Raw genomic sequence first — 15,909 nt, forward strand, 5'->3', positions numbered from 1 at the left:
CACTTCCCGTGAGGGCCGGCAGCCTCTACCTCTTAGTACATGTCGCTCAAAAGTGGCCCCGGTTTTGAGACAACGACATGCATGAGAACAAAGACCTACAGCGCGTCGCTTGAATCCGTTTCAACGCGACGCGCTTTGGGCAAGCCAAGACCTTGGAGACGGCCATGAACAAGACGATCGACGACCTGGCGAACCGCTGGCTCAAGCGACGGCCGGACGGCCTCAGCCAGCTCGAAAGCCGAGTGCTGCAATCGACGCTCGAACGCACCACCATTTCGCGGGACACCAACAAGGCCGTCGCCTTTCATCAGACCTTTGGCGACCGCCTCGCCGATACGATTGCCCGCATCGGCGGCTCGTGGTCCTTCATCCTGACCTTCATCGCGTTCCTGGTCCTGTGGACCGCCGGCAATGTCTGGCTCCTGTCGCGCGACGCCTTCGACCCCTACCCGTTCATCTTCCTCAACTTGGTGCTGTCGATGATCGCCGCCTTGCAAGCTCCGGTGATCATGATGGCGCAGAACCGCCAGACCGAACGCGACCGCATCGACGCCGCCCACGATTACGAGGTCAATTTGAAAGCCGAGATCGAGATCATGGCGCTGCATGAAAAGCTGGACGAACTCCGCCACGGCCAGATTCTCGGCATGCGCGACGAGATGGCGCGGCTGGCCGACCTCGTCAAGCGGATCGACGAAAGGCTGTCGCAGCAGCAGCCGTCTTCATGACCGAAACGATCCATCACCTCATCGAACAATACGGACTGCTCGCCGTCTTCCTCGGCTGTGTCGCGGAGGGTGAAAGTGCGGCCATCCTCGGTGGCTTCTTCGCGCACCAACAAGTCTTCGTGCTCTGGCATACCGTCCTGGCGGCCGCCCTTGGCGCCTTCGTCGGCGACACCTTCTTCTTCATTCTTGGACGAAGCTTTGCCGACCATCCCTATGTCGTCAGATTGCGCAGGCGGCCTGGCTTCCGCCGGGCCTTTCGCCTGCTCAACACCCATCCCGACATCTTCGTCCTGTCGAACCGCTACATCTACGGCATGCGCCTTGTCGGCGGCATCGCGGCCGGCCTTTCCAACATCGCGGCGCCGCGTTTCATTATCCTCAACGCCATGTCATCGGTGATCTGGGCGGTGCTGTTCAGCACGGTCGGCTATGTCTTTGGTTTGGGGGCCGAACACTTCGTCGGCCAGGCATTGATGCATCACGAGCGGTTGCTGGTCGGGCTTGGCATTGGTTTGACGGTGGCCGTGTTTGCCTGGCTAGTCGCCCGCCACGTCGCGAAAAAGGAACGGACCAGGGAAAGCTGAGACCTTTGGTTTCCATGCATGTCGTTGCCCCAAAGCCGCCAAGCACTTTGAGCGACATGCATTAGTCAATACCAAGCGCGACATCACCCCGATCGAGGATCAGTGGGATGATCAGGTCTTCCTCGTCGGCAAGGTGCCTGGTCAGCATGGCGATCAGCCGGCTGTTTTCGTCGGCATAGGCGTCGGCGGCAAAGCGCTGTCTGTCTTCGCTCTTCTGAAGCGTCTTGATGAAGGCGTCGGCGGCCTCGGCATTGCGCTCCAGACCTTCATGGATGGTGTGATGGTCGGCATCGAGGATCTCGAAGCCGCGCTTCAGCCGCGTCTCCGCCTTGGCGAAGACCGGGAAATAATGATGATCCTCGACATTGTGGTGGCCATCGAGATTGCCGAGAAAATGGTTGAGGCGTGGCGCGAACCAGCGCGCGAAGTCGGGCGCTGTCAGCCTGCCTTCGCGGTAGTCGCCAATGCCGTTGGTCAGCATGCCGCCGAGTTCGCGGAACATGTCGTGACGCTGCAGCCACATATTGGCGACGCCGCGGATGTTGGCGTGGCCCTGCCAGTTTTCGCGCGGGTATGTCTCGGCCAGCCAGCGCAAATCGTCCGGTAGCCCTTTGCGCTCCAGAAGCAGAAGGTTTGTGACTTCAGACATGACGGTTTCCCTTAGTTACCGTCATGTAGGAGCCGGGATGCTAGATCGGTAGCCCGGTGATGCGTTCGATGATGGCGATGCCCCAGACGCCGGCGACGATGATCACCGAAATCAGAACCGCCAGCGAACCGCAGTCCTTGGCTAGCTGGATATCGACATTGAACTCGCGGCTGAACGCGTCGCAGGCCGCCTCGATGCCTGTGTTCAGCACTTCGACCATGATGAGAAGCAGCACCGCTCCGATCAGCAAGGCATAGCCACGCCACGAGATCGAAACGAACCAGCCGAGCGGCAAGGCGAGCGCGAGCAGCATCAGCTCCTGCTGGAAAGCCTTCTCGCTGACGGCCAGCTTGCGAAACGCCCGCACTGAATTGAAAAAAGCGTCGATCAGCCGCTGCATGCCAAACCCCTTTGCGAATCACCGGCACGGGATAATGCAATGGCTGGCCAGATCAATGGAATAAGGCGATTTGTCCAAGATTCATTCAGCGACCGGTATGGACGGCGTCGACTTTTCAAACTGCGGCAGCCCGTCGTCGATCGAATAATAGTCGCCCTTGTCGCCGACGAAGATGTGGCATTCGCCCTCAAGGCCCGTCGGCACGTCGAACGATCCCGCCATGACCGAAACGTAGCCCTGGTCCCGCGGCTTCCAGAACAGCAGCGACCCGCATGCCTTGCAAAAACCGCGCCTGGCGAAGGAAGACGCTTCGTACCAGGTGATGCTTTCGCCGCCCTCGATCACAATGTCGGCGTCTGCAACATTGGTCGCGGCGTAGAAATGTCCGCTCTGCTTCCTGCATTGCGAACAATGACAATAGACGACGCCACGCAGCGCTCCGCGGGTTCTGAAGCGAACCGCTCCGCACAGACACGATCCGCCGTGACTGTCACTCATTTCGCCCCTCCTTGAAGAACCTGTGCCTGGCATGGCTTCGTCGTCAGGATTCCAGCTTTGTGGCAGCCATACGCAAGCAAATGCGACATTTGCTGGTGTGGCGAAGCCGAATCCAGTTTCACTTTTTGCAGCGCGTTATGCGCGAATTTCGCATTCAAACCCACCAAACTGGCGTTCATCCCGGATTGTTGGTGCGCAAATTGCAGCCTCCACAGCACACAAGAGATAGAAAAACCGTGGAACCTCAGCGAATTAAGGAAACTTTAGCGCTCCTGCATTTATGGTCATGGCGAGCGAATGTCGCAGGTGGGGACGCGTCTGTTCGCAAGTTGTTCTGGATTATCGGGTAGTCTTCCCCGGTTGGCGACAAATGGAACCCCCAAAGTTCTGCGGCGGGATCCAAGGGGAAGAGTGATCAGAACATGCAGGCGGCAGCTGTCCCAACCGAACGAAGCACCGATATCGCGGCCACTGTCGTCGCCACAATGCGCCAGTTGGGCGTGCTCGGCCTTCCCCGCAACTACGAGATTTTCTACGAGGCACTGAGCGGCACCAATCGCGAGCTCAGCCTTGCCGTTGTTTCGCTGAGCAACCGGCCGACACAGGATGAACTGGACCAGATCGGCCGCGCCTTTTTTGCCCACAACCACGGCCCCGGCATCGTCGAGCATGCCAGAGAGGTGATTGCCAGGGAGCTCGAGGAGGTCGCTTCGCTGTTGAGGAGCGAGCGCAGCCACATCGAGAAATACGGCAGGATCCTCGACGAGACATCGAGCGGACTGAGCAACCGCAGCCTTCTCTCCCAGGATCTTTTGCAGAAGATCGCCAACGCCATGACGATTGCCACCAATTCGACGATCGACCACGGCCGGCAGGTGGCCTCGACGCTTAGCGACAAGACGGCCGAACTCGAGAGCGTCAAGTCGAAGCTTGAGGAATACAAGCGGCTGGCCGACACCGATCCGTTGACCCATATCTGGAACCGCCGCGCCTTCGACAAGGAAATCACCAGGATCTACAACAGCAACAAGGGTATCCTGTTCAACGCCCTGATCCTTGCCGACATCGATCGCTTCAAGGACATCAACGATCGCTACGGCCACCCGGTCGGCGACAAGATCATCCAGATCATCGCCGACATCTTCCAGACCAGCATTCGCGGTGACATGTTCGTCGCCCGAACTGGCGGCGAGGAGTTCGCGCTGATCATCGAGGGCGCCAGCGAGGACGCAACCTACGAGATCGCGGAGCGCATCCGCGCCCTGATCGAGCAGACGCCGTTCACCAGCAGCCAGACCGGCACGAACTACGGCACCGTCACCGTCTCGATGGGCATTTGCATGGCATCCGAAGCCGAGGGGCCGGAGGATCTGTACACCAAGGCCGACCGGGCGCTGTATCGCTCCAAGGTCAGCGGCCGCAACCGCGTCACCAGGCATTCGACGATGGCCGGCCGCGCCGGCAAGAGCTGGCTGCTCTACAAGAAGGACTGAGCGCCCCCTCGGCCTCGGCCCGGACTCGCCGGCCTGCGCTGGGAACGCGGACGCTGAAAAAGAAAAGCGCCGGATTTCTCCAGCGCTTTTTTCCATCAACGTTCAGGCCGAAATCAAGCTTAGCCGTTAACGGCCTGCTTGTGCTGCACCGGGTGGCTCTTCTTCAACAGGTCAGAGACCAGGAAGGCCAGTTCGATCGCCTGGTCGGCGTTGAGACGTGGATCGCAATGCGTGTGGTAGCGATCCTGCAATTCATCGGCGGTGATGGCGCGGGCGCCACCGGTGCATTCGGTGACGTTCTTGCCGGTCATTTCGACGTGGATGCCGCCAGGATGCGTGCCTTCGGCGCGATGCACCTCGAAGAAGGTCTGCACCTCCTTCAGGATGCGGTCGAACGGCCGCGTCTTGTAGCCGGCGGCCTCGATCGTGTTGCCATGCATCGGGTCCGACGACCACACCACGCTGCGGCCTTCCTTCTGCACCGCACGCACCAGCTTCGGCAGATGGTCGGCGACCTTGTCCGAGCCGAATCGCGCGATCAGCGTCAGCCGGCCGGGTTCGTTTTCGGGGTTGAGCAGGTCGATCAGTTCCAGCAACCCATCCGGCGTCAGCGAGGGGCCGCACTTCAGGCCAAGCGGGTTCTTGATGCCGCGGCAATATTCGACATGCGCATGGTCGGGCTGGCGCGTCCGATCACCGATCCAGATCATGTGACCCGACGTGGCGTACCAGTCGCCGGATGTCGAATCGACGCGGGTCAGGGCCTCCTCATAGCCGAGCAGAAGCGCCTCGTGGCTGGTGTAGAAATCCGTCTCGCGCAATGCATAGTTGGTTTCCGAGGTGATGCCGACGGCCTTCATGAAGTCCATCGTCTCGGTGATGCGGTTGGCGAGTTCACCGTACTTCTCGCCTTGCGGGCTGTCGGACACGAAGCCGAGCATCCAGCTATGCACGTTCTCCAGGCTGGCATAGCCACCCTGCGCGAAGGCGCGCAGAAGGTTGAGCGTCGCCGCCGACTGGCGGTATGCCATCTCCTGGCGGGCAGGATCTGGAATGCGCGACTTGGCGTCGAACTCGATGCCGTTGATGATGTCGCCGCGATAGCTCGGCAGCGTCACATCGCCCTTGGTCTCGTTGTCGGACGAGCGCGGCTTGGCGAACTGGCCAGCAACCCGGCCGACCTTGACCACCGGCTGCGCGCCGGCGAAGGTCAGCACCACCGACATCTGCAGGAAGACGCGGAAGAAGTCACGGATGTTGTCCGCGCCATGTTCGGCAAAACTCTCGGCGCAATCGCCGCCCTGGAGAAGGAACGCATCACCGGCAGCAACAGCCGCCAACTGCTTCTTCAGCTTGCGCGCCTCACCTGCAAAAACCAGCGGAGGAAAGGTGGCGAGCTGGGCTTCCGTGTTCTTCAGCGCAGCAAGGTCCGGATAGGCTGGAACCTGCTTGATCGGCATCGCTCTCCACGAATTCGGCGACCATTTCGTCATCGCTGCACCCAAAGCTCTTTCCGAGCAATTCCAGGAAAAGCGTGAAACGGTTTCCGTCCGGAATTGCGTCAAACAACAAAGCGAGCGCCGTCGCCCGCCGATCCACCCCATTTGGGGATCGCGGCTCCATACACGAAGCCGATTTCCTATTCTAGACCGGATTTGGCCGCCTGGCGAACGGAGGCTGTTCGATCATGGCGCGGTGTCCATCAGCCCCAGGTAGAAAAAACCCAGCCCCAGCACCAGGCAAAGCGGACTGTAGAACCAAGTATCGTATCTGGCAAAACGCGTCGTTCTGATCCGCTTGAACAATCCGACATACCGGGACCAACTCAACGCTCGAGCGGCGAAGATTACCGCCCAAAGCATGGTCCCTGCCCTTAGCCACGATTGCGGCAGCGGCAGGTGGACTATCCCTGCAAATCCAAGGACGAGCAAAAGCACCAGTGCCAGAACCAGGGCGACCGCGATGGCGCCCAAGGCGGTTGTTTCGATGACCGGGCTGCCGTCTTCGCGTTGCGGTAGCGCCACATCTGTGGCGACGCGGCCGCCAAAACCCCAATAGAAGTGAAATCCCGAGGCAAACAAAAGGATCGCCGAGCAGATCGCACTGACTGCAATCGTCATGCCTGTCGAGCGGCCCCATCCAGTCGACGGAGTTGGCGGCCGAGGCCACCGGTCAGGTCGAGTGCCAGCATCCGCAGCAGCGCGATGGCACTCCACAGAGGCCGATCGGCGAACGGTTTGTTGCTGTTGTGCTCGAGCAAAGGGTGCGTAAGCAGGGCAGCGAGATAAAAGAAGGGAATGATGATCAGAAAAGCCCACCAGACCACGAAGAAAGATACGGCGATCCCGGCGATCGGAGCGAAAAACAGACCGAGATAATGAACAAGCCGCGTCGAGGGTCGCGAATGGCCGGCAAGATAGCCGAGCCAGTATTCATCGAAGGTTTGAGGATCCATGCTTGTTCCCCTTCAGCTTCCGGCATTGATAAATTGCAAGACCATCTCAAGCCATCGGCCGAAATACTTCAATGGCTCCAATCGTCGCACATCTTTCCGGCAGATGCCGCCTGATCCCCTCGTGTCGGTTACTTCCGCCCCTTCTGCCAGGCCGTGCAGCGAGGACGCTACGCCGCCTTGTCTACCAGCCGTGCCAACTGCGTCATGACGACGGCCGAACCCGCCAGCCGCTTCTCGGCCGTCGGCCAGTCGCGCACGAACACGACGCTGTGGTCGGGCCGGATCTTGGCCAGTGAACCCTGCTCGCCGATGAACTGGACCAGGCCGACCGGGTTGGAGAATTCGCGTTTGCGGAAATGGATGACGACACCCTTCGGCCCGGCGTCGAGCTTTTCGACATTGGCCCTGCGGCAGAGCGCCTTGATGAAGACGATCTTCAAGAGATGCTTCACCTCTTCCGGCAGCGGGCCGAACCGGTCGATCAGCTCCGCGCCGAAGGCGTCGATCTCCTCGGTGTTTTCGAGGTCGCCGAGGCGGCGGTAGAGCGCCAGCCTGAGCTGCAGGTCCGGCACATAGCTTTCCGGGATCATCACCGCCGTACCGACTGCGATCTGCGGCGACCAGCCGCCATCCTGCACTTCGCCGGAATCCTTCACCTCGGCGACGGCCTCCTCCAGCATCTGCTGGTAGAGCTCGAAGCCGACCTCCTTGATGTGGCCGGACTGCTCTTCGCCGAGAAGATTGCCGGCGCCTCTGATATCGAGATCGTGGCTGGCCAGTTGGAAGCCGGCGCCCAGCGTGTCGAGCGACTGCAGCACCTTCAGCCGGCGCTCGGCCGTGTCGGTCAGCTTGCGGTTGGCCGGCAGCGTGAACAGCGCATAGGCGCGCACCTTCGAGCGGCCGACCCGGCCTCGCAGCTGATAGAGCTGCGACAGGCCGAACATGTCGGCGCGATGGATGATCAGCGTGTTGGCGGTCGGGATGTCGAGACCGGATTCGACGATGGTTGTCGACAACAGCACATCGTACTGGCCGTCGTAGAAGGCATTCATGATGTCGTCGAGTTCGCCCGGCGGCATCTGGCCGTGGGCCACCGCCACTTTCAGCTCCGGCACGGATTCTCTCAGAAAATCATGGATTTTCGCCAGGTCGCTAATGCGCGGAACGACATAGAAGGAATGGCCGCCGCGATAGCGCTCGCGCAGCAGCGTCTCGCGGATGACCAGCGGATCGAAGGGCGAGATGAAGGTGCGCACCGCCATGCGGTCGACCGGCGGCGTGGCGATCAGCGACAGCTCGCGCACCCCGGTCAGCGCCAATTGCAGCGTGCGCGGAATCGGTGTCGCCGACAGCGTCAGCACATGCACATCGGTCTTCAGGTCCTTCAGCCGCTCCTTGTGCTTGACGCCAAAGTGCTGCTCCTCGTCGATGATCAACAGGCCAAGGTTCTTGAACGAGATCGCGGACCCAAGCAGCGCATGGGTGCCGATGACGATGTCGACCTGGCCCTCGGCGATGCCCTTCTTGGTCTCGGACAGCTCCTTGGCGCCGACCAGCCGCGACGCCTGGGCGACGCGGATCGGCAGGCCGGAAAAGCGCTGCGAAAACGTCTTGAAATGCTGGCGCGACAACAGCGTCGTCGGCACCACGACGGCGACCTGGAATCCTTCCATCGCCGCGATGAAGGCGGCGCGCAGCGCCACTTCCGTCTTGCCGAATCCGACATCGCCGCAGATCAGCCGGTCCATCGGCTTGCCGGCGCCCAGATCGTCCCGAACCGAGTCGATCGCCGTCTGCTGGTCGTCGGTCTCCTCATAGGGGAAGCGGGCAGCGAACTCGCCATAGAGGCCCTCGGCCGGAACCAATGCCGGTGCGGCGCGCATCTGCCGTTCGGCGGCGATGCGGATCAGTTGCCCGGCCATGTCGAGTAGGCGTTTCTTCAGCCGCGCCTTGCGCGACTGCCAGGCGCCGCCGCCGAGTTTGTCCAAGGTCGCCTCGGCCGAATCCGAACCGTAGCGCGACAGAAGCTCGATGTTCTCGACCGGCAGGAACAGCCGGTCGTCGCCGGCGTAGTGGATTTCCAGGCAGTCATGCGGGGCGCCAACCGCTTCGATGGTGCGCAGGCCGATGAAGCGGCCGATGCCATGGTCGGCATGGACGACGATGTCGCCGGCCGACAGCGCCGAGGCTTCGGCGATGAAGTCCGAGGCGCGCTTCTTGCGCTTCGAGCGCCGGATCAGCCGGTCGCCGAGAATGTCCTGTTCGGCGACGACGACCAGTCTTTCGGTCTCGAAACCGGATTCCAGCGGCAGCACGGCCAATGCCGCCTGCCCCGGCTCGAGTTGCTCCGCCTCCGCCAGCGTGGCGACCTGCTTGAGATTGCCGAGATGGTGCTCGCTGAGGATCTGTCCGAGCCGGTCGAGCGAGCCTTCTGTCCAGCCGGCAATGACGATAAGGCGGCGCGCAGCACGCTCGTCGGCGATATGCTTGACGACGATATCGAAGACATTGATGCTGGGGTCGGCGCGTTCGCCAGCAAAACTGCGGCCGTGGCGCGAGCCGGCATGGAACACTTTCTTGGCGCCGGCATCGGGCGCGTCGAAGGGCGTAAAATCGATCGCTTCGCGCGGCCCGAGCGAAGCAATCAGGTTTTCCGGCGAGAGGTAGAGCAGGTCCGGCGGCACCGGCTTGTAGGGCACCGCATCCTTCAATGCGCCGTCGGCCTGCTTCTTGCGCGCCTCGTAGTGGTCGAGGATCAGCGTGTGACGCTCGGCCAGCGCCTCATGCGCCAGATGGTCGAACACAACAGGCGTGTCCGGCAGATAGTCGAACACGGTCTCCAGCCGTTCGTAGAAGAACGGCAGCCAGTGCTCCATGCCGGCGAAGCGTCGCCCTTCGCTGACCGCCGCATAGAGCCCGTCGTCGCGCTGGGGCGCGCCAAAGGCTTCGATATAGGAGCGGCGGAAACGGCTGATGGATTCCGGCGTCAGCGCCACTTCGCTCATCGCCTGTAGCGCCATCGACTTGCGTTGGCCGGTGGTGCGTTGCGTGGCGGCGTCGAACACGCGGATCGATTCCAGCGTGTCGCCGAAGAAATCGAGCCTGAGCGCCTCGGTCCAGCCGGGCGCGAACAGGTCGAGAATGCCGCCGCGCACGGCGAATTCACCGATGCCGCGCACGGTCGGCACGCGTTCGAAACCGGACGTCTCCAGCCGCGACACCAGCGCATTCATGTCGATCTGGTTGCCGGGCCTAGCATGAAACGTCTGTGCCTCGACCAGGTCGGCCGGCGGGATGCGCTGCAGCAACGCATTGGCGGTGGTCAAGATGACGGCGCGGTGTGGTTTCTTCGCCAGCGCGATCATGGCGGTCAACGCATCGAGCCGCTTGGCGGCGGCGTCCGAGCCGGGCGAGACCCGGTCATAGGGCAGGCAATCCCAGGCCGGCAGTTCCAGCACAGGAAGGCCGGGCGCCGCGAAGGACAGCGCCTCGATGATCGCCGGCAGGCGCTGGCCGTCGCGCGCCACGAACAGAACCGGCTTGTCCGGCGCGATCTCCAGTGCCGCCTGCACCAGCGCAAAGGCTTCATAGCCGTCGGCGACGCCATCGACGATGAACTGGCCGGCGCGGCCTTTCGGCAGACCGATGGTGGGAATGAGGCTCATGAAATCACGGTCTTGTTTGTCGCAACTCCGGGCGGAAAACCGCTTCGCACTTTTCCTGGAATTGCTTGTGTTCAGAATGTCATGGAATGGCGGAAAGCCAGGATCTTCTGCAGGACGGCGCAGTCTATGTCCCGGGGAACCGGGCGTTCGCCGGTGACCATGGGCAGGAATTCGGTGTCGGGAATGTCGAGGAGCCTCTCATATTGGTCAATTTCCTCGCCGGTCAAGGCGCCGATCTCGGCGTCGGCGAAGGTGCCGAGGATCAGGTCCATCTCGCGCATGCCCCGATGCCAGGAGCGAAACAGAAGCTTGCGGCGGCGGGCGTCCAGCCCCTCGCTTGATCTCGTCGTCCCGGTCATTGTGCCGCATCCTCACTTGCTGCGGCGCATATAGCGTGGATAGAAGAGGCTGTCAGCCTTGCGCTGCGGCCCTCGCGACATAAGCTGACATCATGCGTCCTTCCATCCTCGATCCGTTGTTCGTCCCGATCACCTCGCTTGCCGGCGTCGGACCGAAGGTTGGCGCGCTGATCGAGAAAGTCGTCACGGCCGATCTCGGTGATCGCGCCGCGCGCGCCGGCGACCTTCTGTTTGTGTTGCCGCACACCGTCATCGACCGTCGCAACCGCCCGGGCATCGCACTCGCCGCCGAAGGCTCGATCGTCACGCTTGAGGTGCGCATCGACCGCCACCAGCCGCCGCCGCGCGGCAACAGGTCGGTGCCCTACCGGGTCTACGCCCATGACGATACCGGCGAGATTGCGCTGACCTTCTTCCATGCCCATGCCTCCTATCTCGAAAAGGCGATGCCCGAGGGCGAGCATGTCGTGGTCTCGGGTCGCATGGAATGGTTCAACGGCCGCCCGACCATGGTCCACCCCGACCACATCGCGCTGGCCAGCGAAGCGGAAAACCTGCCGCTGGTCGAGCCCGTCTATCCGCTCACCGCCGGGCTCTCGGGCAAGGTGCTGCGCCGGACGATCGGCCAGGCGCTGACGCGCTTGCCCACTTTCGCCGAATGGCAGGACGGCGCGTTCATGCGCCGGCACACCTTTCCCACCTTTGGCGATGCGCTCGCCCGCATCCACAATCCGGCCGACCCGATCGATGTCTCCATCGATGGTGCCGCGTGGCGGCGCCTCGCATACGACGAGTTGCTGGCAGGCCAGGTTTCGCTGGCGCTGGTGAGGGCAAAAATCCGCCGCCTGTCCGGCCGTCCTCTGGTCGGCGACGGCAGCATCGTCGAGAAACTGCGCGCTGCACTCCCCTACTCGCTGACCGCGAGCCAGGAATTCGCGCTCGCCGAAATCAATGCCGACCTCGCCGATCCCGAACGCATGCTGCGGCTCCTGCAAGGCGATGTCGGCTCCGGCAAGACGGTCGTTGCGCTGCTGGCCATGGCGCGTGCGGTCGAGGCCGGCGGCCAGGCAGCACTGATGGCGCCGACCGAGATCCTGGCGCGCCAGCATCTGGCCACGATCGCTCCGCTTGCCGCCAAGGTCGGTTTGAGAATCGCAATCCTCACCGGCCGCGAGAAAGGCCGCGAGCGCACCGACACACTGGCCGGCCTGGCGAGCGGCGAGATCGACATCGTCGTCGGCACCCACGCGCTGTTCCAGGAGACGGTCACCTTCCACGATCTGGTCTTCGCCGTCATCGACGAGCAGCATCGCTTCGGCGTCCACCAGCGGCTTGCCATCACCGCCAAGGGCGACGCGCCCGACATGCTGGTGATGACGGCCACGCCCATCCCGCGCACGCTGGTGCTGACCGCCTTCGGCGACATGGACGTGTCGAAGCTGACGGAGAAGCCGGCCGGCCGCCAGCCGATCCGCACCGTCACGCTGCCGCTCGAGCGGCTCGACGAGCTGGTCGGCCGCATGGTCGAAGCTGTCGCCGGCGGCCAGAAGATCTACTGGATCTGTCCGCTGGTCGAGCAATCCGAAGAGATCAAGCTGATGTCGGCCGAGGACCGTTTTGCGTCCCTGAAACCGCTCTTCGGCGATCGCATCGGCCTCGTCCACGGCCGCATGAAGGGTGCCGACAAGGACGAAGCAATGCGCGCCTTCAAGCAGGGCGAGACACGCATCCTGATCGCCACCACGGTCATCGAGGTCGGCGTCGACGTGCCGGACGCCACCGTCATGGTCATCGAACATGCCGAGCGCTTTGGCCTTGCCCAGTTGCATCAGTTGCGCGGTCGCGTCGGGCGCGGTGACATCAAGTCATCCTGCGTGCTGCTCTACAAGGACCCGCTCGGCGAGACCGCAAAACGCCGGCTGTCGGTGATGCGCGAGACCGAGGATGGTTTCCTGATCGCCGAAGAAGACCTGAAGCTGCGCGGCGAAGGCGAGCTTCTGGGCACCCGCCAGTCCGGCACGCCGGGTTTCCAGGTGGCGCGCATCGAGGCCCATGCCGATCTATTGGAGGCCGCTCGCGACGATGCCAGGCTTGTCCTGTCACGTGACCCGGAGCTGCAATCCGAGCGTGGCGAAGCGTTGCGCCTGCTGCTTTACTTGTTCGGCCGCGACGAAGCCGTCCGGCTCCTGCGCGCCGGCTGAGCCAAGGCGGCAACCGATGGGTTGGCAAGCACATCGATCGGCTCGCCGTTCACGACGACCATCGGCTTGACTTCGGGCGCCACCAGCCCGGCGGAGACGATCAGCTTGGCGCCGTCCTCGATCGTCATGTCGAGCAGCACGATGTCGGACTTCGGCACATACATCAGGAACCCGGTGGTCGGGTTCGGCGTGCAAGGCATGAACACGGCGATCAGCGGGTCGCCTTCCTGGTCGAGTTTCTGGTTGATCTCGGTTTCCTTCTCGCTGGCGACGAACACCAGCGACCAGACGCCCTTGCGCGGATATTCGACCAAACCGACCTGGCGGAACATGTCGCCCTTGTTCGACAGCACGGTCTCGAAAATCTGCTTCAGCGAGCCATAGATGCCGCGCACCAGCGGCATGCGGCCAAGCAGGCGCTCGCCGAAATTGACGATGGCGCGGCCGACAATGTTGGCCGTCAGGAAACCGATCAGCGTGATCAGGATCAGCGCGACGATCAGTCCAAACCCCGGGACCGGAAACGGCAGGTAGCTGTCGGGGCTATAGCGTGCCGGAATATAGGGCTTTACCCAGGAATCGACCCAGCCGATGAACGACCAGGCGATATAGGCGGTGATCGCCAGCGGCGCGCAGACGACGAAGCCCGTGAGGAAATAGTTCCTCAGCCGGGTCATGCCAGAGGTCTTGGGCGCATCGGACATGGGTCACCGGGGACACGGGTTGCAGCGCAACATTAGAGCATGATCCCGAAAAGTGGGAACCGGTTTTCGGAAAAAGATCATGCAAAAAAAGAAAAAGAGCAGCTGTGATGCAAATACCATCACAGCGGCTTCTGTGAACCGGAAGGCGCTTTGGACTGCGAAGGTTTTTGGAAGGGGGCGCCTACTCCACCGTCACCGATTTCGCCAGATTGCGCGGCTGGTCGACATCGGTGCCCATGAACACGGCGGTGAAATAGGCGAGCATCTGGATCGGCAGCGCGTAGATGATCGGCGAGATGATTTCCGGCACGTCCGGCAGCACGATCGTCTCCATTGTCTTGACGCTGGTGAGTGCCGCGCCCTTGCTGTCGGTGATCAGGATGATTTTGCCGCCGCGCGCCGCCACTTCCTGCATGTTGGACACGGTCTTTTCGAAGATGCGGTCGTGCGGTGCGATGACGATGACAGGCATGTTCTCGTCGATCAGCGCGATCGGCCCATGCTTCAGCTCGCCCGCGGCATAGCCCTCGGCGTGGATATAGGAGATTTCCTTGAGTTTTAGGGCGCCTTCCATGGCCAGCGGAAAATTGGTGTCGCGGCCGAGATAGAGCACGTTCTTGTAGTGTGCGAGGTCGCGCGCGATCTTTTCGATCTGATGGTCGAGCTTCAGCACCTGGTTGGCGTAACGCGGCGCCTCCGACAACTCGCGCACAAAGGTCTTTTCCTGCTCACGCGAGATCGTGCCGCGCGCCACGCCGGCACGCACGGCAAGCGATGCCAGCACCGAAAGCTGGCACGTGAAGGCCTTGGTCGAGGCAACGCCGATCTCCGGGCCGGCGAGCGTCGGCAGCACGACGTCGGATTCGCGCGCCATGGTCGATTCACGGACATTGACGAGCGCGCCGATCTTCATCCCCGCCTTGCGACAATAGCGCAGCGAGGCCAGCGTGTCGGCGGTCTCGCCAGATTGCGAGATGAAGAAGGCGGCATCGTTCGCGGACAGCGGCATTTCGCGATAGCGGAATTCGGAGGCGACATCGATGTCGACCGGCAGCCGCGCGTAGCGCTCGAACCAGTACTTGCCGATCAGGCCGGCGAGATATGCGGTGCCGCAGGCCGAAATCGCCAGCCGGTCGATCTTGGCAAAATCGAACGGCAGGTCGAGCGGCTTGGACACGCCACCAACGAAGTCGAGATAATTCGCCAGCGTGTGCGAAATCACTTCGGGCTGTTCATGGATTTCCTTCTCCATGAAATGGCGCCGGTTGCCCTTGTCGACCATGAAGCTGGTCGAGAGCGACTGCTGCCGCTTGCGGTCGACCTTGTTGCCGTCGATGTCGAAGATCGTGACGCCGTCGCGGCGCACCACCGCCCAATCGCCATCTTCGAGATAGGTGATCGAATTGGTGAACGGGGCGAGCGCGATGGCGTCGGAACCCAGGAACATCTCGCCGTCGCCATGGCCGACAGCCAGCGGCGGGCCATTACGGGCGCCGACGATCAGGTCCTCGTCGCCTTTGAACATGATGGCCAGCGCGAAGGCGCCTTCCAGCCGCTTCAGCGCCTGGTGCGCGGCCTCGACCGGCTTCAGCCCCCTGGCCAGTTCGCGCGCCACCAGATGGGCGACGACCTCGGTGTCGGTCTGCGAAGAAAAGCTGTAGCCGTCACGCTTCAACTCGTCGCGCAATTCCGCGAAGTTCTCGATGATGCCGTTGTGGACGATGGCGACGCCGTCGGAAAAATGCGGATGCGCATTGGTCTCGTTGGGCACACCGTGCGTTGCCCAGCGCGTGTGGCCGATACCGATCGTGCCATCGAGCGGATCGTCCTTGAGCCGACGTTCGAGGTTGATCAGCTTGCCTTCGGCGCGCCTGCGTGCAAGCTGACCATGTTCGATGGTGGCGACGCCGGCCGAGTCATAGCCGCGATATTCGAGCCGTTTCAGCGCGTCGACGATGAGCGGCGCAACCTGCGAGTGGCCGACGATTCCAACGATACCGCACATGCAGACAGCCCCCAATTCCCCATGGAAAACCAGCACTATTTAGGGATGGCCGGCCTGCCGCGAAAGTCACATTGCATTTCGCCCCGTGTAACGGAACGCTTCTGTACGCATGCACCATGACAGACCGCTCTTGCAATCCGGTTACTGCAATCATTCGGTTTTTTGCCG

Annotated in this window: 14 protein-coding genes; 4 read left to right on the plus strand and 10 right to left on the minus strand. The window is 62.3% G+C overall.

Annotated features, from left to right (window positions below):
• Window positions 1-164: 164 nt before the first annotated feature.
• Window positions 165-728 carry a DUF1003 domain-containing protein gene (locus tag AC1D2G_RS18765; RefSeq protein ID WP_457154852.1) on the plus strand — a complete coding sequence of 188 codons (564 nt, stop codon included), beginning with the start codon at window positions 165-167 and terminating at the stop codon, window positions 726-728.
• Window positions 725-1,312, plus strand: a complete 588-nt coding sequence (locus AC1D2G_RS18770) for a DedA family protein (RefSeq protein WP_477415838.1) — start codon at window positions 725-727, stop codon at window positions 1,310-1,312. Before AC1D2G_RS18765 ends, AC1D2G_RS18770 begins: the two co-directional genes overlap by 4 nt.
• A 61-nt stretch (window positions 1,313-1,373) precedes the next feature.
• Here the strand turns inward: AC1D2G_RS18770 and AC1D2G_RS18775 are convergent, their stop codons facing one another.
• The 3 genes from AC1D2G_RS18775 to AC1D2G_RS18785 all read right to left on the minus strand — a co-directional run bounded on the left by AC1D2G_RS18775 (window position 1,374) and on the right by AC1D2G_RS18785 (window position 2,859).
• Window positions 1,374-1,961, minus strand: coding sequence for a hemerythrin domain-containing protein (locus tag AC1D2G_RS18775; RefSeq protein WP_477415840.1), 588 nt, complete (start codon window positions 1,959-1,961; stop codon window positions 1,374-1,376).
• 40 nt (window positions 1,962-2,001) lie between these two features.
• Window positions 2,002-2,361, minus strand: a complete 360-nt coding sequence (locus AC1D2G_RS18780) for a diacylglycerol kinase (protein WP_095085124.1) — start codon at window positions 2,359-2,361, stop codon at window positions 2,002-2,004.
• Between the two features lie 81 nt (window positions 2,362-2,442).
• Window positions 2,443-2,859 (minus strand): GFA family protein, encoded by a 417-nt coding sequence (locus AC1D2G_RS18785; protein ID WP_457154423.1) that lies wholly within the window; start codon window positions 2,857-2,859, stop codon window positions 2,443-2,445.
• A gap of 422 nt (window positions 2,860-3,281) precedes the next feature.
• On the opposite strand from AC1D2G_RS18785, the gene AC1D2G_RS18790 reads away from it, so the two are divergent.
• Window positions 3,282-4,352: a GGDEF domain-containing protein gene (locus tag AC1D2G_RS18790; RefSeq protein WP_477227331.1), complete on the plus strand. Its 1,071-nt coding sequence runs from the start codon at window positions 3,282-3,284 to the stop codon at window positions 4,350-4,352.
• 119 nt (window positions 4,353-4,471) lie between these two features.
• Here AC1D2G_RS18790 and AC1D2G_RS18795 read toward each other — a convergent pair whose 3' ends face one another.
• The 5 genes from AC1D2G_RS18795 to AC1D2G_RS18815 all read right to left on the minus strand — a co-directional run bounded on the left by AC1D2G_RS18795 (window position 4,472) and on the right by AC1D2G_RS18815 (window position 10,831).
• Window positions 4,472-5,845, minus strand: coding sequence for a class II 3-deoxy-7-phosphoheptulonate synthase (locus tag AC1D2G_RS18795; RefSeq protein WP_095085126.1), 1,374 nt, complete (start codon window positions 5,843-5,845; stop codon window positions 4,472-4,474).
• A 192-nt stretch (window positions 5,846-6,037) separates the two neighbouring features.
• A complete protein-coding gene (locus tag AC1D2G_RS18800) occupies window positions 6,038-6,472 on the minus strand; it encodes a DUF3995 domain-containing protein (protein WP_477415842.1) in 435 nt (144 codons plus the stop codon).
• Entirely contained in the window at window positions 6,469-6,807 is a 339-nt protein-coding gene (locus tag AC1D2G_RS18805; protein ID WP_457153370.1) for an Mpo1-like protein, read from the minus strand. Before AC1D2G_RS18805 ends, AC1D2G_RS18800 begins: the two co-directional genes overlap by 4 nt.
• Window positions 6,808-6,974: 167 nt before the next feature.
• Window positions 6,975-10,472, minus strand: a complete 3,498-nt coding sequence (gene mfd / locus AC1D2G_RS18810) for a transcription-repair coupling factor (RefSeq protein WP_477415844.1) — start codon at window positions 10,470-10,472, stop codon at window positions 6,975-6,977.
• 71 nt (window positions 10,473-10,543) lie between these two features.
• Window positions 10,544-10,831, minus strand: a complete 288-nt coding sequence (locus tag AC1D2G_RS18815; protein ID WP_095085128.1) for a succinate dehydrogenase assembly factor 2 — start codon at window positions 10,829-10,831, stop codon at window positions 10,544-10,546.
• A gap of 92 nt (window positions 10,832-10,923) precedes the next feature.
• On the opposite strand from AC1D2G_RS18815, the gene recG reads away from it, so the two are divergent.
• Complete coding sequence (gene recG, locus AC1D2G_RS18820; protein ID WP_477415846.1) at window positions 10,924-13,032, plus strand: ATP-dependent DNA helicase RecG; 2,109 nt, start codon at window positions 10,924-10,926, stop codon at window positions 13,030-13,032.
• Here the strand turns inward: recG and AC1D2G_RS18825 are convergent.
• Entirely contained in the window at window positions 12,984-13,736 is a 753-nt protein-coding gene (locus AC1D2G_RS18825) for a DUF502 domain-containing protein (protein WP_095085130.1), read from the minus strand. The genes recG and AC1D2G_RS18825 overlap by 49 nt on opposite strands.
• Window positions 13,737-13,917: 181 nt before the next feature.
• Complete coding sequence (gene glmS, locus AC1D2G_RS18830) at window positions 13,918-15,741, minus strand: glutamine--fructose-6-phosphate transaminase (isomerizing) (protein WP_477227334.1); 1,824 nt, start codon at window positions 15,739-15,741, stop codon at window positions 13,918-13,920.
• Window positions 15,742-15,909 lie beyond the last annotated feature (168 nt).

It is taken from the genome of Mesorhizobium sp. P2_C7 (genome assembly GCF_056404515.1).